The following is a 19985-nucleotide window of genomic DNA, read 5'->3' as shown; positions in this document are numbered from 1 at the left end:
ATGCCCTGACGAGGGAGGACCAGACGGGGCGCGGCTGCTGCCTCCCCGCTGAGCCCCGTGGCCCGCCTTCCAGTGCCCCTGCTGAAGGCCTAAACCCACTCGTAGCGGTGCTCAGGGCGGCCGGTCTCGCCGTACCTGAGCGTGAGGCGCACCCGCCCGGCGCGTTCCAAGAGTTTGAGGTAGCGCTGGGCGGTCTGCCGACTCAGCCCCGCCTGGAGGGCGACGTCCTGCGCGGACAGCGGGGCGTCCGCGGAGCGCAGCACCGAGCGGACGCGGTCTGCGGTGGCGGTGGAGTGCCCCTTCGGCAACTCGGCGGAGCCGGCGTTGGCCGCTCCCAACGCCCCGAAGATCCGGTCCACTTCGGACTGCTCCGCCTGCCCGCCGCCCGCAAACGTGCGGTGCAGCGCCGCGTAGCCCTCCAACTTGGAGCGCAGGCCCGCGAAGGTGAACGGCTTGACCAGGTACTGCAACGCCCCGTGGCGCATCGCTGCCTGCACGGTGGCGATGTCGCGAGCCGCAGTCACCATGATCACGTCGGTGAGCAGACCGCGACGCCGCAGCTCGCTCACCAGTTGAAGACCTGTTTTGTCGGGGAGGTAGTGGTCCAGGAGGATCAGGTCGACGGGGTGCGTCTCAAGGGCGGTGAGGGCTTCCGCAGCGGTGTGCGCGAGGCAACTGACACGGAACCCCTCGATTTTGGCGACGTACGCCGCATTGATCTTCGCGACGTGCACATCGTCGTCCACGACCAGTACGTCGATCATCGGCCGGCCTCCGTGGCGTCTTCGGGGCGGCGAGTGCGCGTTACGGCCCGTCTGGGGGTGTGGGCGCCCCGGATTGCCTTCTGCGGGGCTGCTTTACGGGGCTCGGGAAGTTCATCGGACAGTGCGTCGGGGACCGTCACGGTGAATACCGCACCGCCTCCGGGGCGCTCGCCGACCTCGGCGCTGCCTCCGTAGCGCTCGGCGAGTCGGCGTACGAGTGCCAGGCCGATGCCGCGCTGCCCGTGGGCGGGCGGCTCCTTGGTCGTCCATCCCTCGGTGAAGATTTCCGCGCGACGTTCCTCGGGCACACCCGGCCCGTTGTCACTGACACGCACCACAGCGGTCCGGCCGTCAGCGCGAATCTCCGCCTCCAGTTGGGCGTCGCGCTCACCCGATGTGGCATCCAGGGCATTGTCGACGAGGTTCCCGAGGATGGTGACCAGGCTGGGCGGGTCGACCAGACGGTCGGGCAGGTGGGTCTCGGGGGAGACGCTCAAGGAGACGCCGCGCTCGGTGGCTACGGTGGCTTTGCCCACCAGGAGTGCGGCAAGCAGCGGATCGTGGATGCGCTCGGTGACCTGCTCGGCGGTCGCGCGGTGTACCCCCACAGCCTGTGTCACGAACTCCACGGCTTCCTCGTGCAGCCCGAGTTCGAGCAGGCCGAGCAGGGTGTGCAGCCGGTTGGCGTGCTCGTGGTCCTGGGCGCGAAGGGCGTCGATGAGGCCGCGGGTGCCATCCAGTTCGCGGCCCAGTCGCTCCAGTTCGGTGCGGTCGCGCAGGGTGACCACGGCACCGCCGTCATCGGTCGGCATGCGGTTCGCCACCAGGACCCGCTGGCCACTGACGGCCAGCAGGTCCGCCCCCGACACCCGACCGGCCAGCACATCAGTGGTGCGGCCCGGTGGCAGAGCGGCTTCCAGGGAGCGTCCGGTGTCCTCGGCGCGGAGATCCAGGAGGCGCTGCGCCTCGTCATTCATGAGACGGATACGCCCGTGTTTGTCGAGCGCGAGAAACCCCTCGCGGATGCCGTGCAGCATCGCCTCCCGCTCGGCGAGCAGCGCGGAGATGTCGGAGAAGGCCAGGTCATGGGTGCGGCGCTGGAGACGGCGGGAAACGAGATAGGCGGCGAGAGCACCTACGGCGAGTGCTCCGCCCGCGTAGGCGAGCAGCTGGGGGACGGTGGAGAGCAGCCGTTCCTGCACGCTTTCGTACGCGATGCCGACAGAGACGGCGCCCACGACCTTGCCGTCCTCGTCACGGAGCGGGACCTTGCCGCGCGCGGACCGGCCGAGGGTGCCCTCGTCGATCTGCATGACGTCCTGGCCGGAGAGCGCGGCGCTCGGATCAGTCGAGACATGGCGCCCGATCTCGTCAGGGTCGGTGTGGGACCAGCGCACACCCCGCCTGTCCATGATCACCACGTACTCGGCGCCAGTGGCGGCGCGAATCCGCTCCGCCTCGTTCTGCACGGGGCCATGACGAGTCGGACGGGAGGACTCCAGGGCGTCGTCGAGGTGTGTTTCAGCCGCGGTGGTCTGCGCGATCGCGAGAGCGCGGCGCATCGCCTGGTCGTCGAGCTGCGCACTGAGCGGGGCGAGGAACAGGCCGGTTGCCAGTGCGGTGACGCCGGCAGCGATGGCTAGCTGCACCATCAGGACCTGGGAGAACACCCGCCGCGGCCAGCCCAGCCGTGGCCGGGTACGGCGCGGCCTCGGGGTGGCCGGCTCCTGGTTGACCGAGGCCGTAGTCTCGGCGGCCGGTCGGCTGTCGGCCGTACCCGAGGCGCTGCCTGGCCTGTCGGTAGTGGCGTCGGGGACCGGCGTGGCGGTGGGAATCGGTGCGAAACCCGAGGGCTCTCCACCGCTCGGGCGTGGAACCGACTCTTCCTTTTCGCCCATACGAACGAACAGTAAGCGCGGCGGTGGCAGGGTGGGTAATACCTGCTGGAGGGAATTCGGAGGGTGTCCGGGCGGCGACTGGGATGTGACACCGCCCGCTGCCGAACCTGGGACCAGGGTCGGATGCCTGCCTCGCTGCGCTATCGCCTAGCCCAGGGCGAACACCAAGATCCCCTATGCCATCACGATCGCCCATGCCGTGACAGCGGCGGCCACCACGAGGAGGATGGCGCGACTCACGGCTGCCAGAGTCGGCGCGTCCATATGATCCCCAACAGCAGGTCACCGAGGTGTCGGCGTCGTCAGCGACCCGCTGCTTGCGCGGCGATTGCCCGTCGTACGGAAGGTGCAGGTCAGGTGTGCGTAGACAAGGCCGGGGGAGCGCCAAGAGGAGTTATCCACAGGCCTTTCGGGTGCGGAGTGTGCGCGCTTAGCCTCGCGTGGTGAGGCCGGCGGTGGCCTTGCTTGGGGCGGTCAAGGCCGCCAGGGCGAGGCGCGTCGTGCGTACGCAGGAAGGGAGTGGGCAATGAGGTCGGCGGGGGATGGCTGCGGTGCGTGGCGGCAGCGGTGGAAGTGGGTGGGTGGCGTGCGGTTCGGCCGCCGAGGTGGGGCTGTACGGGCTCGACGCGGTTGGTCCGTGCGTTTCGTCTGCCGCCTCACCTGGTCCTGCGGCGGCCCTGCGGTACCGGAGGACGGGAACGGTGGGCCGGGCCCCGCTTCAGGTGGCCGGGGTAGCCGGCTCCCACACGGCCATCGGCCCGGCAAGCGGGAAGCCCCGCACCTCGCGCAGGTGGGGGAAGCGAAGGCTGCTGGAGCGCCCGCGGACTGTCAGGGCAAGCCCGCGAGATCACCTGCTGGCGGCGGCCTGGGGCGTCCCGTGAAGCATGCCGTTCGCCGCAGCGACGGAGACAACCGCCATACGCGCCGGTGGACCGAGCGGCGCACCACAGCTAGCGGGCGCCGCAGCACCATCGGCTCGTTGTTCGACGGTGACCTGCCAGGTACGCCCGTCGGAGTGCGCGACGGTGACGACCCAGGCAGGGGAGGCTCCCACAACCGTCGCGCTGGGCGTCCGGCTGTTGGCCGGCTTGGGTTCGGGCCACATCGGGTCGGTCCGTACGACGTCGAGTGCGTCCGCCCGGTCCTCCCCGATCAGCCCGCGGACCGCAAGGTCAGCGGCCTGGCCCGGCCGGTCCCAGGCCGAGCGCCCGCGGCAATGGTCGCTCGTGATCCGTCCGTCGCGCGCCGCCTCCACTGCCTCCTTGACCAAGGGGGCCGAGGCGCGTCCGTAGGCGTAGCCGTAGGGGAGGACGAAAAGGGTAGGAGAGAAGCGGTGGCCACCGATGTGGGTGACCTCCCAGACCTCGGACCCGCCGGCGGCGAGCTCGGCAGCGAGCGGGCGGCCGAGCAGGGCACAGCAGCGGTCCCGCTTGCCGTTGGTGCAGACGAGAACCAGCGGTTCACCGATGTACGGCTCCCAGAGGCCGCGATGCTCTCCCGCGCCCAGGGCCGTGAAGTCCAGGTCGAGGGCGGCCCGCGGGTCGGTGACAGTGGTCGTTCGGATCCAGGAGCACCCGGGGGCGGTGTGCGCGAGGAACATACGTCGCCTGGAGGTGCCGTGGCAGTCGGCGTGGCGTCCCGGCCGCCGAATGAGGGCGACGCGTACGCCCGTCCCCTCTGCCGCGGCTTCGAGGGCCCGGCCGACGTCAGGATCCAGGTGACTGTCCGTCAGCGCATGGGCGCCCCAGGGTCCTGTTTGCTCGATGAGCAGCCAGGTCCGGGCAGGCGCAGCGGTTCCGGCGAGCGATTCGGCCGATTCACGGGAAGCGGTGGCGCAGGTACTCACATAGGTGAGCCTAACCTCATCCATCGGGAGTCGGCTTTCGGGTGGGCATCCAGGGGACGAGGGCGAACGAAAGGAACCGATCGTTAGCGGATGTCACGCCGCGTGAGTCCCGGCGATGCCAATGTCGATGCCGACCGCGTTTTGCTGGTGGTGTCTGGGTCGGCTCCGCCCCCTCCCTCCTCGCGGCTGCCTTTCATGGCAACGGTTGTGGCGGGCGGGGGCCGTGGTACTGGCCGCTGGGGCGCATGCGGAGGGGGCGTTCGGCGTATTCCTCCAGGGCGTGGGCGATCCAGCCGGCCGTTCGGGAGATGGCGAAGATGGTCTCGCCCGCCTCGGTCGGCATGCCCGTCGAGACGGTCAGGACGGCCAAGGCCAGGTCTACGTTGGCGTGCAAGTCCGTGTGCCGGGCCGTTGTGGTGATCACTTGGCGGGCAGCCTCCAAGGCGGGGCGGGCCTGGGGTACGTCTTCCAGGAGCTTGAAGAGGGCACGGGCTCGGGGGTCCTCGCCGCCATAGAGACGGTGGCCAAGGCCTGGTACGCGGCGGCCGGCCCGTAGGTGGTCGGCGATGACGGTGGCCGCGCTGCCGCAGTCCAGTACCTCCAGCAGCATCCGGTGAGCGAGCCCGCTCGCCGCGCCGTGCAGCACGCCGTCCAGCGCCCCGAAGCCGGCCGACACGATCGCGTACGGATGGGCACGGGCGGAGGCGGCTACCCGGACGGCGCAGGTCGAGGCAGCGAGGTCGTGGTCGATGAGCAGGACCAGCGCGGCGTCCAGGACGCGGAGTGCCGCGGCGTCGGCCGGTTCAGCGGTCAGTCGTGACCAGAGGCGTGGGGCGAGTGCGTTGGCCGCGCATTGCTTCGGGGCCTGTGACGGCAAGGCGTCGACAAGGGTCGGGATGAGGCTGCGGGCGGTCTCGAAGACGGTGGCCTCGGACAGGTCGAAGCGCAACGGGTCGGCGGCCGCGGCGGCGATCACGGCGACTCGTAGCCGGTCCATCGGTCCGCTGTGGGCCGGCAGTGCCTGGGCGGCTCGTCGGGCGGCGGACAGGGCGTCCTGCGGCGCTGTGAAGTGGATGCCGGGCCGCAGTTCGCCGGTCCACAGCCACTCGGCGACTTCCTCGTAGCTGTAGTGGGCGGCGAGTTCCGAGGTGTCGACGCCGCGGAAGTAGCAGTGGTCGCGGTCGATCAGTGTGATGCCCGTACGGACGGCCAATTCGTCACCGGAGGCAGAAGATTCGCGGCGTCCGGTACGGCGGGCGAGGGCGTCGACCTCCTTCATGTCGAAGGTGCTGCCGCGGCTGCCCGGCTCGCGGCGGCTGGTCAGCTGGCCGCGGCTGACATAGGCATACACCGTCTCCGGCTTCACGCCGAGGCGGTCGGCCGCCTCCCGGGTGCTTAGTCGCTTCCCGCCTGCGTCCTGCGCTGCTTCTTGATCCGCCATGAGGTCACCGTATCCAGACCCATCCATATTGATTCAATCAACATTGACAACTATTGCGTCAAGCATAGACAGTCGGATCAATATTTGGGTGAGAAGAGCAAGGAGATCAGCCATGCCGACCGCCAAGGTGAACGCACTGATCGACGCTCCCCGTGGGCTTGCGGGCGTCATCGTCACCGAGACCCAACTGGGCGATGTACGGGGCACCGAGGGCTTCTATCACTACCGCCAGTACTCGGCCGTCGAGCTGGCCACCGCCCGCAGCTTCGAGGACGTTTGGTACCTGATGTTCCACGGCGAGCTGCCCGACGCCGCGCAGCTGGCGGCGTTCAGGGCCGAGACCGCCGCCCTGCGCACGCTGCCCCCGGCCGTGCGGGACGCGCTGCCCGCTCTCGCTCATGCCGGTGCGCTCTCCGGTCCGCTCGCCGGGCTGCGCACCGCACTGTCGCTGCTCGGCGCGACGGTGGGCTTCCGGCCGCTGTACGACATCGACGCCGGCCGCCGCCGCGCCGACGCGCTCGCCGCCTGCGCAGCCGTACCGACCCTGATCACCGCGCTGCACCGCCTCGGTCAGGGCCTGACCCCCGTCGAGCCGCGCGCGGACCTCGGCCACGCGGCCAACTACCTCTACATGCTCACCGGCGACGAGCCGGAGCCGGAGCAGGTCCGGGCCATCGAGGCGTACCTGATCTCCACCATCGACCACGGCTTCAACGCCTCGACCTTCACCGCACGCGTCATCACCTCCACCGGCGCCGACCTCGCGGCCTGTCTTGTCGGCGCCGTCGGTGCGCTCTCCGGGCCGTTGCACGGCGGTGCGCCCAGCCGGGCACTGGACATGCTCGATGCCATCGGCACCCCCGACCGCATCGATTCGTGGATCCGTGACCGTGTGCAGCGTGGCGACCGGATCATGGGGTTCGGGCACTCCGTCTACCGCACCGAGGACCCGCGCTCCCGGATGCTGCGAGGTATCGCCGAGTGCTTTGGTGGCCCGCTGGTGGACTTCGCCGTCCAGGTGGAGGCGAGGGTCGAAAGGCTGCTGGCCGAGCTCAAGCCCGGCCGTGAGCTGCACATCAATGTGGAGCTCTACGCGGGCGTCGTCATGGAGCTGTGCGGACTGCCGCGCGAGATGTTCACGCCCACCTTCTGCGCTGCCAGGGTGGTCGGCTGGAGTGCCAACATCCTGGAGCAGGCTCAGGATTCGAAGATCATCCGCCCCGCGGCCCGGTATGTCGGACCGCCCCCGGCGCAGCCGGTGCCCGTCGTCGCACCCCGCTAGTGGGGGAGGCCGCAGGGGGCCGAGCCGAGCCCGCGGCGTCGGCGGTCCGTTACGATCGACAGCTCGTCCGCCGCCGGTCCGCGCGGCCCGCCACCCGCACCATGGAGGCGCCCCCTTGGCCACGCAACAGATCCCGGTCGTCGTGCTCGCGGGCTTCCTCGGGTCGGGCAAGACCACGCTCCTCAACCACCTGCTGGGCAACGGTGACGGCACCCGGATCGGCGCGATCGTCAATGACTTCGGCAGCATCGAGATCGATGCCATGACCGTCGCCGGGCAGGTCGACTCGATGGTCTCGCTCGGCAACGGCTGTCTGTGCTGTGCGGTCGACACCAGCGAGCTGGACACCTACCTGGAGCGGCTGGCCCGCCCCGCCGCCCGTATCGACGTGATCGTCATCGAGGCCAGCGGGCTGGCCGAGCCGCAGGAACTCATCCGGATGATCCTGGCCAGCGACAACGACCGGATCGTCTACGGCGGGCTGATCGAGGTCGTCGATGCCGCGGAGTTCGACGACACCCGCGCGCGGCATCCCGAACTGGACCGGCATGTGGCCATCGCCGACATCGTGGTGCTCAACAAGGCCGATCGCATCGGCGATGCGCCGCGGAAGTCACTCATGGACACGCTCGCCGACCTGGCTCCCGGCCGCCCGGTGATCTGCACCGCCTACGGGAGGGTCGATCCCGAGCTGTTCTTCGACCGCGGACCGGGCGAGGACCACGACGCGGCCGTCCGCCAACTGTCCTTCGAGGACCTGCTGCGCGAGTCCGCGGCGAACGGGGCCCCCGCCCACGACTCCGACGACCACTGCGGCCACCCCGGTGAGTGCGGCCACCCCGGCCACGCCCACCACGCAGGCCACCTCCACGCCGCCTACGAGAGCGTGGAGTTCACCTCCGCCGAACCGATGCACCCGCGCCGTCTCATGGACTTCCTCGACAGCCGCCCGGCCGGCCTCTACCGCATCAAGGGCTTCGTCCACTTCGACGTACCGGAGAACCGCCAGAAGTTCACGGTGCACGCCGTCGGTGACTTCCTGCGCTTCTACCCCGCGCCGTGGCCGAAGGGCGAGGCGCGGTGCACCCAGCTCGTCATGATCGGCAGCGGTATCGACGCCCCGGCCCTGCGCAAGGAGCTGGAGAACTGCCGGGACAGCGCACCCTCGGAAGCCGGTCCGAACAGCATGTGGGGTGTGCTGCGGTACGTGGCAGCACACGAGGAGACCGAAGACGAGTGACGCCGCCGGGCCGGTTCTCCACCGGCCCGACGGCGTCGACCACGTCGGCTACTGGCTACACCGGCCCCGCCAGCGCCGCCACCGGCTTCGTCAGCGGCACCCCCGAGCCGTCCCGGCGCGGATCCACCTCCGGCAGCTCGACCGGACTGCCCTTGGCGTCCGCGGCCCGTACCGGAGCGGGCACCGCCCACGCCTGGGTCAGACAGTCCTCGCCCTTCAGGAACCGCTGACAGCGCACCCCGCCGGTCGCCCGGCCCTTGCGCGGGTACTGGTCGAACGGGGTGAGCTTGGCCGTCGCCACCGAGTCGTCCAGCGTGCCGTGCGAGCCGGCGACCGTGAACACCATGGCGTCGGTGGCCGGATCGACCGCGGCGAACGAGATCACCTTCGCGCCCTCGCCCAGCTTGATGCCCGTCATACCGCCCGCCGGCCGGCCCTGCGGCCGCACCTGCGACGCCGGATAGCGCAGCAGCTGTGCCTCGTTGGTGATGAAGACCAGGTCCTCCTCACCGGTGCGCAGCTCGACCGCGCCCACGATGCGGTCACCCTCCCTGAGGGTGATGACCTCCAACTCCTCCTTGTTGGCGGGATAGTCGGGCACCACCCGCTTGACGACGCCCTGTTCCGTGCCGAGCGCCAGGCCCGGCGAGGACTCGTCCAGCGTGGTCAGACAGACCAGCTCCTCGCCGTCATCCAAGGTGAGGAACTCCGAGAGCTGCGCGCCACCGGAGAGGCTCGGCGCCGCCGCGGTCTCCGGGAGCTGGGGCAGGTCGATCACCGAGATCCGCAGCAGCCGGCCCAGGGACGTCACCGCCCCCACCTCGCCACGGGTCGTCGCCGGCACCGCCGAAACGATCACATCGTGCTTGACGCGCTTGGCGTCGACGTCGAAGGTCATGTCCCCGGTGACCGTGCGCGCCAGCAGCCCCGTCGAGGACAGCAGCACCCGGCACGGGTCGTCGGAGACTTCCAGCGGCACCGCCCCGACCGCGGGGCCCGCCGACTCCAGCAGCACCGTGCGCCGGTCCGTGCCGTACTTCTTCGCGACCGCGGCCAGCTCGCCGGAGACCAGCTTGCGCAGCTCGGTGTCCGACTCCAGGATCGCCGTCAGCTTCTCGATCTCGTCCTGAAGCCGGTCACGCTCCGACTCCAGCTCGATACGGTCGAACTTGGTCAGCCGGCGCAGCGGGGTGTCGAGGATGTACTGCGTCTGGATGTCGCTCAGCGAGAAGCGCTCGATCAGCCGCTCCTTGGCCTGAGCGCTGTTCTCGCTGGAGCGGATGAGGCGGATGACCTCGTCGATGTCCACCAGGGCCGTGAGCAGGCCCTCGACCAGGTGCAGACGGTCGAGCCGCTTGGTCCGCCGGAACTCGCTGCGCCGGCGCACCACATTGAAGCGGTGGTCGACATAGACCTCCAGCAGTTCCTTGAGGCCCAGCGTCAGCGGCTGGCCGTCGACCAGCGCGACGTTGTTGATGCCGAAGGATTCCTCCATCGGCGTGAGCTTGTAGAGCTGCTCCAATACGGCCTCGGGGTTGAAGCCGTTCTTGACCTCGATCACCAGCCGCAGGCCGTGCTCGCGGTCGGTGAGGTCCTTGACATCGGCGATGCCCTGGAGCTTCTTCGACCCGACCAAGTCCTTGATCTTGGAGATGACCTTCTCGGGGCCGACGGTGAAGGGGAGTTCGGTGACGACCAGGCCCTTGCGGCGGGCGGTGACGTTCTCCACGGTGACCGTCGCACGGATCTTGAACGTGCCGCGGCCCTTCTCGTACGCGTCCCGTACGCCGCCCAGACCCACGATCCGGCCGCCCGTCGGCAGATCGGGGCCCGGCACGAAGCGCATCAGGGTGTCGAGATCGGCGTTGGGGTGCTTGATCAAATGGCGGGCCGCGGCGATGACCTCGCCCAGGTTGTGCGGCGGCATGTTCGTCGCCATACCGACGGCGATGCCGGAGGCGCCGTTGACGAGGAGGTTCGGATACGCGGCGGGGAGGGCGGCCGGTTCCTGCTCCTGGCCGTCGTAGTTCGGCGAGAAGTCGACAGTGTCCTCGTCGATGGACTCCGTCATCAGGGACGTGGCGGACGCCATCCGGCACTCGGTGTACCGCATCGCGGCGGGCGGGTCGTCATTGCCCAGGGAACCGAAGTTGCCGTGGCCGTCCACGAGCGGCAGCCGCATGGAGAACGGCTGCGCCATGCGCACCAGCGCGTCGTAGATCGATGCGTCGCCGTGCGGGTGGAGCTTACCCATCACCTCGCCGACGACGCGGGCGCACTTGACGTAGCCGCGGTCGGGGCGCAGCCCCATTTCGTTCATCTGGTACAGAATGCGGCGGTGCACGGGCTTGAGGCCGTCGCGGGCGTCCGGCAGGGCGCGCGAGTAGATGACCGAATACGCGTACTCAAGGAAGGAACCCTGCATCTCGTCGACGACGTCGATGTCGAGGATCCTCTCCTCGAAGTCGTCCGGCGGCGGGGTCTTCGTGCTGCGGCGGGCCATCGCGGCTGCGGCTCCTTCTGCTGCGTCTACTGCCGATGTCGGGAAAGCGTCGGGTCAACCAGTCGGGTCAACCAGCTGGGGGATCGACCCGCGAGTATGTCTGAGTCTGACGCGGACCATTGTGGACCGCGCCACTGACAACGCCGACCGCGACTCCCCCTTCGGCCCCGCGGGAGCCGAGCGCGGCGTACGTTCGGGGCCGGTCGGACGGGAACTTCGCCAGATGCCGACGCGCTTGCATACAGTGACAGAACTTCCTCGCAAGCGGATCGAAGGGACGTACATGCCCATGGGTCACACGGCCACAGAACAAGCCGGCTCCGGCGGCCTGACAGCGACCGAGCACCGGCTGGCCAATGGCCTGCGCGTGGTGCTCTCCGAAGACCACCTGACCCCGGTCGCGGCGGTGTGCCTCTGGTACGACGTCGGCTCCCGCCACGAGGTCAAGGGCCGTACGGGCCTGGCTCACCTCTTCGAGCATCTGATGTTCCAGGGTTCCGCGCAGGTGAAGGGCAACGGCCACTTCGAGCTGGTGCAGGGCGCCGGCGGTTCGCTCAACGGCACCACGAGCTTCGAGCGCACCAACTACTTCGAGACCATGCCCGCCCATGAGCTGGAGCTCGCGCTCTGGCTGGAGGCGGACCGGATGGGCTCGCTGCTGACCGCGCTCGACGAAGAGTCACTGGAGAACCAGCGCGACGTCGTCAAGAACGAACGCCGCCAGCGCTACGACAACGTCCCCTACGGCACGGCCTTCGAGAAGCTCACGGCCATGGCGTACCCCGAGGGCCACCCGTACCACCACACGCCCATCGGGTCGATGGCCGATCTGGACGCGGCGTCCCTGGAGGACGCGCGGGCCTTCTTCCGTACGTACTACGCGCCCAACAACGCCGTCCTGTCGGTCGTCGGCGACATCGACCCCGAGCGGACGCTGGCCTGGATCGAGAAGTACTTCGGTTCGATCCCCTCGCACGACGGCAAGCAGCCGCCCCGGGACGGCACCCTGCCCGACATCCTCGGCGGCGAGCTGCGCGAGGTCGTCGAGGAGGACGTACCCTCCCGCGCCCTGATGGCGGCCTACCGCCTGCCGCACGACGGCACCCGTGAGGCGGACGCCGGTGACCTGGCGCTGACCGTCCTGGGCGGCGGCGAGTCCTCCCGCCTGTACAACCGGCTGGTGCGCCGCGACCGCAGCGCCGTCGCCGCCGGCTTCGGCCTGCTGCGGCTGGCCGGCGCCCCCTCGCTGGGCTGGCTGGACGTGAAGACGTCCGGCGGGGTCGAGGTTCCCGACATCGAGCGCGCGGTCGACGAGGAGCTGGCCCGGTTCGCCGCCGAGGGGCCGACGCCGGAAGAGATGGAGCGGGCGCAGGCCCAGCTGGAGCGCGAGTGGCTCGACCGGCTGGCCACGGTCAGCGGCCGCGCCGACGAACTGTGCCGCTTCGCCGTCCTGTTCGGTGACCCGCAGCTCGCGCTGACCGCCGTCCAGCGCGTGCTGGACATCACCCCGGAGGAGGTGCAGGCCGTCGCCAAGGCCCGGCTGCGCCCCGACAACCGCGCGGTGCTCGTCTACGAGCCCACCGAGCCGACCGACGCCGCCGACACCGAGGAAGGGGAGGCGGACCAGTGAGCGACGCCACCACCCACGCCGATTCCCCCGTGAGCACCATGGACTTCCACCCGCAGCCCCAGGGGGGCGCACCCAAGCCGTGGGCCTTCCCTGCCCCCGAGCGCAGCCAACTGCCCAACGGGCTCACCCTCCTGACGAGCCACCGTCCCGGCCAGCAGGTCGTCGCCGTCGAGATCAACCTCGTCGCGCCGCTGGACGCCGAACCCGAGGGCCTGGACGGCGTCGCCACGATCATGGCGCGTGCGCTGTCCGAAGGGACCGACACGCTCGACGCGGAGGAGTTCGCCGCCGAGCTGGAACGCTGCGGCGCCACCCTGGACGCGCACGCCGACCACCCCGGTGTACGGGTCTCCCTCGAGGTGCCGGTGTCCCGGCTGAACCGTGCGCTCGGCCTGCTCGCCGACGCGCTGCGGGCGCCCGCCTTCCCGGAGAGCGAGGTCGAGCGGCTGGTCCGCAACCGCCTCGACGAGATTCCGCACGAGCTCGCCAACCCGGCCCGCCGCGCCGCGATGTCGCTGTCCAAGGAGCTGTTCCCGGCCACCGCCCGCATGTCGCGGCCCCGGCAGGGCACCGAGGAGACCGTCGCGCGTATCGACGCCGCGGCCGTCCGTGCCTTCTACGACGCCCATGTACGGCCCGCCACGGCCACCGCCGTAGTGGTCGGTGACCTCACCGGCGTCGACCTCGACGCGGCGCTCGCCGGCACCCTCGGCGCCTGGACCGGCTCCACGGCTGAGCCGCTGACGGCCGCGCCGATCGTCGCCGACGACACCGGCCGGGTGGTGATCGTGGACCGCCCCGGGGCCGTCCAGACACAGCTGCTCATCGGCCGTATCGGTGCCGACCGGCACGACCGGGTGTGGCCCGCGCAGGTCCTCGGCACGTACTGCCTGGGCGGCACCCTCACCTCCCGTCTGGACCGCGTGCTGCGGGAGGAGAAGGGCTACACCTACGGGGTGCGGGCCTTCGGCCAGGTCTTGCGCTCCACCGCCCCCAGCTCCCCGGAGGGCTCCACGGGCGCCGCGCTGCTCGCCATCAGCGGCTCGGTGGACACCGGCTCCACCGGCCCGGCGCTCGAGGACCTGTGGAAGGTGCTGCGCACCCTCGCGGCAGAGGGGCTGACGGACGAGGAGCGGGATGTCGCCGTGCAGAACCTCGTCGGGGTCGCGCCGCTGAAGTACGAGACCGCGGCGGCTGTCGCGGGCACCCTCGCCGACCAGGTGGAGCAGCAGCTGCCGGACGACTTCCAGGCGCAGCTGTACGCCCGCCTCGCGGAGACCGGCACGGTCGAGGCGACCGCGGCGGCGGTCAACGCCTTCCCCGTGGACCGGCTGGTGACGGTCCTGGTGGGCGATGCGGCACAGATCGCCGAACCGGTCAAGGCGCTGGGCATCGGAGAGGTGACCGTCGTCAGCGGCTAGTCCGGCCGGGGTGACGGAAGGTCATATATCGACATGCGGCTCCCGTGGTGCTTTTCGGCCACGGGAGCCGCCGTATGTCCGGTTTATCGCGGCTGGTGCCCCGGTTCTTGTGGCATCCCGCACAAAAAAGCTGATCTGTTTGCCGATTGAAAGTTGCCCCGTTTAGCGTCAGTCCGGCTGTTCGTCACAAGTCCGCCACAACAGTGGCACCGGGCAGCCATCGCCGAGTCCCCGTACGGCGCGAGCCAGGGGAGCCGGGGACCCATATGTCCCTTGGGGTGAATCGGACTCCTCTCCGAGGAGTCCGTAGGAGACCTTCCTGCTCCGAACCCGTCAGCTAACCCGGTAGGCGAGAAGGAGGGAAAGGACAAGCCAGCACATGGCGTTCATCCGTGCCACCGGGAAGCACCGTCGCACGAGCCGTCCCGTCAAGACGGGCCGCAACATCGCCGGCATAGCCACCCTCGCGGCCGGTGGTGTGGTCGCTTCCGTGGCCTCGCCGGCGCTGGCCGCGACGGACGAGGCACGCCCGCACGACACCGGGCTCCAGCAGGCCGTCGTGCTGGGGGACGAGCTCGCCAGCCGGGTCGAGGCCCAGGCCGACGCGCAGCAGGCCGACGCGGAGATCGCCGCGGCGAGGGCGAAGGCCGAGGCCGTCGCCAAGAAGCAGGCCGACGAGGCCAAGCGGCGTGCCGAGGCGGCGAAGAAGAAGGCCAAGGCCGCCCACGAGGCCAAGGTGCGCGCCGCCCGCGACGCGGAGCGCAAGCGCCTCAACGCCTTTGTCGCCCCGATTGCCGACTCCTACGTCTCCACCTCCTACAAGGCCTCCAGCGGCCTGTGGTCCTCCGGCAGCCACACCGGCATCGACTTCCACGCCGCCTCCGGCACCAGCGTCCACGCGGTCGGCTCGGGCACCGTCGTCGAGGCCGGCTGGGGCGGCTCGTACGGCAACAACATCGTGATCAAGATGAACGACGGCACGTACACCCAGTACGGCCATCTGTCGTCGCTCGGTGTCTCGGTCGGCCAGCAGGTCACCCCGGGCCAGCAGATCGGCCTCTCCGGCGCCACTGGCAACGTCACCGGCCCGCACCTGCACTTCGAGGCCCGCACCGGCGCCGACTACGGCTCGGACATCGACCCGGTCGCCTACCTGCGCGGGCACGGCGTCAACGTCTGATCCCGCGCCCTGTCGGTGCCGCGCCCCCCCACTGGCCAGCACCACACGCCGAGCGTCCTTCGGAGCCCCGGTCCCACGGCCGGGGCTCCGGCGTATCCGGAGGGCGGCGAGCGCGCACGGGTTGCGCTGACGGCCCGCTACTTCCGGCCAAAAATTATCCATGAATAACCAGGCGCCGTCGGAAAAGCCGTGCCGGTCGAATAGAGTCACGGAAAAGCCGCCGACCGGCGGCGTTTCCAGGGGATTACGGCGGAGGCACGGAAGATGCGAGGCCATATTTCCGCGCATGCGGTGTGCACGGCGATTCGCGACGACATTGTCTCCGGTGCGCTGGCGCCGGGGAGCCGGCTGATCGAGGAGATCCTGGCGGCCCGTTACGGTGTCTCCAGAGTGCCGGTGCGCGAAGCGCTGCGCACCCTTCAGTCCGAGGGCTTCGTCACCACACGCCACCACGCGGGCGCCTGCGTCGCCGAACCCACCGAGCAGGAAGCCGCCGATCTCCTGGACATCCGGGCCCTGTTGGAGCCGCTGGGCGCCGCCCGCGCGGCCGCCCGCCGCAGCCCGGCCCACCTCAAGGTGCTCCGCGGCCTGGTACGCCTCGGCCGCGAGCGGGCCCGTCACGGCAACCCCGCGGATCTGCGCCAACTGGACGGCTGGTTCCACGAAACGCTCGCCCAGGCGGTCGGCAGCCCCAGCCTGACGGCGCTGCTGACCCAGCTGCGGCGCAAGATCGAGTGGATGTACACGGTGGAACTGCCGTCCCGGCCCGGCGAGTCCTGGGACGAACACGGCGCGGTGCTGGACGCGGTGGCGCGGGGAGACGCGGAACGGGCGCGCGCCCTGATGGCGGCTCATGTCGAGCGCTCGCTTCCGGTCTACCGGCTGCGGCGCCCCGCCGCCCCCGAGGTGAGGGATCCGAAACGGCCCGTCAACACGGCACGCGTCCGCCCTTAACAATCGCCCCGTATACAAAGAGGCGCGAAATCGGCAGCCGTGGCGCGTGGCGGTGCGTTATTCGAATCCGAGCCTGCATTTGGCATGCCGATTTTCATCGGCGTCGCGTGCGCTTAATGGTGTGCGCTTTTTCGGAGTACCCCGGATGGCGTTCGCCGCTGATCCCGGTTATCGGTTGCCATCGCCCCCGGATGGGGGTCGCCCCGGAATTCCCGTGCATCCCTCCCGCAACGGAAGGCGCGCAGCGAAACGGCCCCGCAGTGGCAACCGATGGTCACCACTGCGGGGCCGCCGCATGCAGCAGAGGTCCTGGCGGACTCAGACGGTCTCGGGGAGCTCCTCGAGACCCTCGGCGACGAGCTTGGCGAGACGGTCGAGCGCCGCCTCGGCGCCCTCGGCGTCGGAGGCCAGCACGATCTCCTCGCCACCCTGGGCGCCGAGACCGAGGACCGCCAGCATGGAGGCCGCGTTGACGGGGTTGCCATCGGCCTTGGCGATCGTCATCGGGACGCCGGAGGCGGTGGCCGCACGGACGAAGATCGACGCGGGACGGGCGTGCAGGCCCTCGGCCCAACCGACATTGACGCGGCGCTCTGCCATGGTGTTGCCCTTCAAAGTCGTGACAGTTGTCTAGACCAGTCTCTCACGCTGCCGGGTGTGGTCCGCCAGCCCTGCGTTCCGGCCCGCGCGGCCGTGAGGCCCTTGGGAGGCCCGGCGGGCCGTACGTCCTACGGGGTCGCAGCCTGCCCCGCACCCCGAGCGTACGCGCGCCGGGTCGGTTGTCGGTGGCCGGTCGTACGCTGTCCGCATGCAGACGCCGCCGGAGCACGCATACCCGACCCACTGGGAAGCCGACGTGGTGCTGCGTGACGGCGGCACGGCGCGGATCCGCCCCATCACCCCCGACGACGCCGAGCGGTTGGTCTCCTTCTACGAGCAGGTCTCGGACGAATCGAAGTACTACCGCTTCTTCGCGCCCTACCCACGCCTGTCCGACCGCGATGTGCACCGTTTCACCCACCACGACTACATCGACCGGGTCGGGCTCGCCGCCACGGTCGGCGGCGAGTTCATCGCCACCGTCCGCTACGACCGGATCAACGACCAGGGACTGCCCGCCAAGGACCCCGAGGACGACCAGGCCGAGGTGGCCTTCCTCGTCCAGGACGCCCACCAGGGCCGCGGAGTCGCCTCCGCCCTCCTGGAGCACATCGCGGCGGTCGCCCGCGAACGCGGCATCCGCCGGTTCGCCGCCGAGGTGCTCCCCGCGAACTCCAAGATGATCAAGGTGTTCACGGACGCCGGCTACACCCACAAGCGCACCTTCGAGGACGGCGTGGTCCGTCTCGAGTTCGACCTGGAGCCGACCGAGCAGTCCATGGCCGTGATGCGCGGCCGCGAGCAGCGCGCCGAGGCCCGCTCCGTGCAGCGGCTGCTCGCGCCGGGCTCGGTCGCCGTCATCGGCACCGGCCGGGCCCCCGGCGGCGTCGGCCGTACCGCCCTGCGCAGCCTCCTGGACTCCGGCTTCACGGGCCGGGTGCACGCCGTCAACCACGCCTTCCCCGAGGACCTGCAACGGCTCGACCCGGAAGACGTGCCGGCCGTCCGCGCCCTGCGGGAGATCACCGACCCGGTCGACCTCGCCGTCATCGCCGTCCCCGCGGACAGCGTCCCCGAGGTGATCCGTGACTGCGGTGAGCACGGGGTCCAGGGCGTGCTGGTCCTGTCCTCCGGGTACGCCGAGGCGGGCCCGGAGGGCCGGGAGCGGCAGCGCGCCCTGCTCCGGCAGGCCCGGTCGTACGGCATGCGGCTGATCGGACCCAACGCCTTCGGCCTGATCAACACCGCCCCCGACGTCCGGCTGAACGCCTCGCTCGCCCCGCGGATGCCCGGTGCCGGCCACATCGGCCTGTTCACCCAGTCCGGCGCCATCGGCATCGCCCTGCTCAGCGGACTGCATGCGCGCGGCCCCGGTGACGGCGGGATCGCCGGTGTCTCCGCCTTCGTCTCGGCCGGCAACCGCGCCGACGTCTCCGGCAACGACCTGCTCCAGTACTGGTACGAGGACCCGGACACCGATGTCGTGATCCTCTATCTGGAGTCCATCGGCAACCCCCGCAAATTCGCCCGCCTCGCCCGCCGCACCGCCGCCGTCAAACCGGTGGTGGTCGCCAAGGGCGCCCGGCACAACGGCACCGCCCCGCCCGGCCACGCGGTGCCCACCGTCCGGGTCCCCGACAGCACCGTCGCCGCTCTGATGCGCCAGGCCGGTGTGATCCGCGTCGACACGGTCACCGAGCTGATCGACGCCGGGCTGCTGCTGGCCTCCCAGCCGCTGCCGGCCGGCCCGCGGATCGCCATCCTCGGCAACTCCGAGTCGCTGGCCCTGCTGGCGTACGACGCCTGCCTGACCGAGGGGCTGCGCCCGCAGCGCCCCCGCGTCCTGGCCTCCGCCGCGACACCGGACGACTTCCGGGCCGCGCTCGCCGAGGCGCTCGTCGCCGACGGCTGCGATGCCGTGGTCGTCACGGCCATCCCGTGGGTGGGGGAGGGAGCCGCTGTCTCCCCGGGGAGCAGCGAGGGCGCCGCGCTCGCCGACGCCCTGCGCACCGCCGCGACCGCCCACCCACAGAAGCCGGTCACGGTCGTCCACCTCGCGATGGACGACCTGGCGGAGACGCTCGCGGCACCGGCCCAACCGGCCGAGTCCCCGGCTCCCGTCGGGGGCAGCCCCGAGCCGGCGGCCCGCCCCGCGCACCCGGCCCCGGCGCCCCCGTCCGTCCCGCCCGCCCCGGCTCGTGCCCCACGCCCCCCGGTCCCCACGGGCCCGCCGCCCACCCTCGCCGCACGCCAGGCAGCCCCGGCCCGCGACGCCGAGGCCGACCCCCCGCGCCGCCCCCGTCGGGAGCCCCTCCGGATCCCCGCCTACCCCGCCGCCGAGCGCGCCGTCCGCTCGCTCGCCGAGGCCGTCCGCTACGCCGCCTGGCGCCGGGAGGCCGCCGACCCGGGCCGGGTGCCGGAGTACGACGACATCCAGGAGGCCCAGGCCGGCGCCGACATCGAGCGTCTCCTGGACCGGCTCGCCCCCGACGTCCCCAGTGGCCGCTCCGTCCCGGTGCCGCCCCAGGACGCCGAAGTCCTGCTCGCCCGTTACGGCATCCACACCCTCCCCGTCCTCCCGGCCCCCGACCCGGACACCGCCGTCCGCGCCGCCGCCCGCCTCGGCTATCCGGTGGCCCTCAAGACCACCGCACCCCATCTGCGCCACCGCCCCGATCTCGGCGGCGTACGCCTGGACATCGCCGGTGAGGCCGAACTCCGCCGTACCTACGCCGAATTGACCGACTACCTCGGCTCCCCGGAGGAGCTGCGCCCGGTCGTCCAGTCCATGGTGCCGCGCGGCGTGGACACGGTCGTCCGTGCCGCCATCGACCCGGCCGCCGGCGCCGTCCTCTCCTTCGGCCTCGCCGGGGCGCCCTCCCAGCTGCTCGGCGACATCGCCCACCGCCTCATCCCCGCCACCGACCGCGAGGTCGCCGAGCAGATCCGCTCGATCCGCGCCGCCCCGCTGCTGTTCGGCTGGCGCGGCTCCCAGCCCGTGGACACCGCCGCCCTGGCGGAGCTGCTGCTGCGCGTCTCCCGGCTCGTCGACGACCACCCGGAGGTGGTCGGCGTGGACCTCGAACCGGTCGTCGTCGCAGCCCACGGGCTGTCCGTCCTCGGTGCGACCGTCCGGCTGGCCAGGCCCCCTGCCACCACCGACCTCGGCCCCCGCCGGCTGCCCGTCTACTGAGGCTCTCGCGGCCCGGTACGCCCCGTAAGATGG

13 protein-coding genes and 1 riboswitch are annotated in these 19985 nt (G+C 71.1%); of the genes, 7 read left to right on the top strand and 6 right to left on the bottom strand.

Annotated features, from left to right (window positions below):
* Nucleotides 1-89 precede the first annotated feature (89 nt).
* The 4 genes from TU31_RS28965 to TU31_RS28950 all read right to left on the bottom strand — a co-directional run bounded on the left by TU31_RS28965 (nt 90) and on the right by TU31_RS28950 (nt 5949).
* Nucleotides 90-764, bottom strand: a complete 675-nt coding sequence (locus TU31_RS28965; RefSeq protein WP_042159796.1) for a DUF7342 family protein — start codon at nt 762-764, stop codon at nt 90-92.
* Nucleotides 761-2416, bottom strand: a complete 1656-nt coding sequence (locus tag TU31_RS28960) for a sensor histidine kinase (RefSeq protein WP_052719109.1) — start codon at nt 2414-2416, stop codon at nt 761-763. Before TU31_RS28960 ends, TU31_RS28965 begins: the two co-directional genes overlap by 4 nt.
* 1093 nt (nt 2417-3509) lie before the next feature.
* Entirely contained in the window at nt 3510-4508 is a 999-nt protein-coding gene (locus TU31_RS28955) for a ferredoxin family protein (RefSeq protein WP_042160107.1), read from the bottom strand.
* A 193-nt stretch (nt 4509-4701) separates the two neighbouring features.
* Nucleotides 4702-5949 (bottom strand): citrate synthase, encoded by a 1248-nt coding sequence (locus tag TU31_RS28950; protein ID WP_042159794.1) that lies wholly within the window; start codon nt 5947-5949, stop codon nt 4702-4704.
* 112 nt (nt 5950-6061) lie between these two features.
* Here TU31_RS28950 and TU31_RS28945 point away from each other — a divergent pair, with 112 nt between their 5' ends.
* Together TU31_RS28945 and TU31_RS28940 are read left to right on the top strand one after the other, a co-directional pair.
* On the top strand, nt 6062-7231 hold the full coding sequence (locus TU31_RS28945; protein ID WP_042159792.1) for a citrate synthase/methylcitrate synthase: 1170 nt from the start codon (nt 6062-6064) through the stop codon (nt 7229-7231).
* Nucleotides 7232-7346: 115 nt separating this feature from the next.
* The gene (locus TU31_RS28940) at nt 7347-8471 is read left to right on the top strand and encodes a CobW family GTP-binding protein (protein ID WP_042159790.1); all 1125 of its coding nucleotides are present in this window, start codon (nt 7347-7349) and stop codon (nt 8469-8471) included.
* A 55-nt stretch (nt 8472-8526) separates the two neighbouring features.
* Here the strand turns inward: TU31_RS28940 and TU31_RS28935 are convergent, their stop codons facing one another.
* On the bottom strand, nt 8527-10974 hold the full coding sequence (locus TU31_RS28935; RefSeq protein ID WP_042159788.1) for a DNA gyrase/topoisomerase IV subunit A: 2448 nt from the start codon (nt 10972-10974) through the stop codon (nt 8527-8529).
* A 289-nt stretch (nt 10975-11263) separates the two neighbouring features.
* Between TU31_RS28935 and TU31_RS28930 the strand changes: the two genes are divergently transcribed.
* From TU31_RS28930 to TU31_RS28915, 4 genes are all read left to right on the top strand, one after another.
* Complete coding sequence (locus tag TU31_RS28930; protein WP_042159786.1) at nt 11264-12604, top strand: M16 family metallopeptidase; 1341 nt, start codon at nt 11264-11266, stop codon at nt 12602-12604.
* 38 nt (nt 12605-12642) lie between these two features.
* Nucleotides 12643-14025 (top strand): M16 family metallopeptidase, encoded by a 1383-nt coding sequence (locus TU31_RS28925; protein WP_042160105.1) that lies wholly within the window; start codon nt 12643-12645, stop codon nt 14023-14025.
* 211 nt (nt 14026-14236) lie between these two features.
* Nucleotides 14237-14392, top strand: a riboswitch (cyclic di-AMP (ydaO/yuaA leader).
* A 12-nt stretch (nt 14393-14404) separates the two neighbouring features.
* Nucleotides 14405-15205: a M23 family metallopeptidase gene (locus TU31_RS28920; protein ID WP_042159784.1), complete on the top strand. Its 801-nt coding sequence runs from the start codon at nt 14405-14407 to the stop codon at nt 15203-15205.
* Between the two features lie 264 nt (nt 15206-15469).
* Nucleotides 15470-16159, top strand: coding sequence for a GntR family transcriptional regulator (locus tag TU31_RS28915; protein WP_042159782.1), 690 nt, complete (start codon nt 15470-15472; stop codon nt 16157-16159).
* A 318-nt stretch (nt 16160-16477) separates the two neighbouring features.
* On the opposite strand, the gene TU31_RS28910 is transcribed toward TU31_RS28915, so the two are convergent.
* The gene (locus tag TU31_RS28910) at nt 16478-16759 is read right to left on the bottom strand and encodes an HPr family phosphocarrier protein (RefSeq protein ID WP_026170334.1); all 282 of its coding nucleotides are present in this window, start codon (nt 16757-16759) and stop codon (nt 16478-16480) included.
* 208 nt (nt 16760-16967) lie between these two features.
* Between TU31_RS28910 and TU31_RS28905 the strand changes: the two genes are divergently transcribed.
* A complete protein-coding gene (locus TU31_RS28905) occupies nt 16968-19952 on the top strand; it encodes a bifunctional acetate--CoA ligase family protein/GNAT family N-acetyltransferase (protein WP_042159780.1) in 2985 nt (994 codons plus the stop codon).
* The last annotated feature ends 33 nt before the right edge of the window (nt 19953-19985 follow it).

It is taken from the genome of Streptomyces lydicamycinicus (assembly GCF_000829715.2).
Classification (GTDB): domain Bacteria; phylum Actinomycetota; class Actinomycetes; order Streptomycetales; family Streptomycetaceae; genus Streptomyces; species Streptomyces lydicamycinicus.
Note: the sequence above shows the minus strand (reverse complement) of the source record. Positions and strands in the feature narration are given on the sequence as shown.

Coding starts and splice junctions, on each gene's coding strand:
- TU31_RS28950 (WP_042159794.1), bottom strand. CDS start 5,949: ATGGCGGATCAAGAAGCAGCGCAGGACGCAGGCGGGAAGCGACTAAGC.
- TU31_RS28925 (WP_042160105.1), top strand. CDS start 12,643: ATGGACTTCCACCCGCAGCCCCAGGGGGGCGCACCCAAGCCGTGGGCC.
- TU31_RS28905 (WP_042159780.1), top strand. CDS start 16,968: ATGCAGACGCCGCCGGAGCACGCATACCCGACCCACTGGGAAGCCGAC.
- TU31_RS28910 (WP_026170334.1), bottom strand. CDS start 16,759: ATGGCAGAGCGCCGCGTCAATGTCGGTTGGGCCGAGGGCCTGCACGCC.
- TU31_RS28935 (WP_042159788.1), bottom strand. CDS start 10,974: ATGGCCCGCCGCAGCACGAAGACCCCGCCGCCGGACGACTTCGAGGAG.
- TU31_RS28920 (WP_042159784.1), top strand. CDS start 14,405: ATGGCGTTCATCCGTGCCACCGGGAAGCACCGTCGCACGAGCCGTCCC.
- TU31_RS28915 (WP_042159782.1), top strand. CDS start 15,470: ATGCGAGGCCATATTTCCGCGCATGCGGTGTGCACGGCGATTCGCGAC.
- TU31_RS28930 (WP_042159786.1), top strand. CDS start 11,264: ATGGGTCACACGGCCACAGAACAAGCCGGCTCCGGCGGCCTGACAGCG.
- TU31_RS28945 (WP_042159792.1), top strand. CDS start 6,062: ATGCCGACCGCCAAGGTGAACGCACTGATCGACGCTCCCCGTGGGCTT.
- TU31_RS28960 (WP_052719109.1), bottom strand. CDS start 2,416: ATGGTGCAGCTAGCCATCGCTGCCGGCGTCACCGCACTGGCAACCGGC.
- TU31_RS28965 (WP_042159796.1), bottom strand. CDS start 764: ATGATCGACGTACTGGTCGTGGACGACGATGTGCACGTCGCGAAGATC.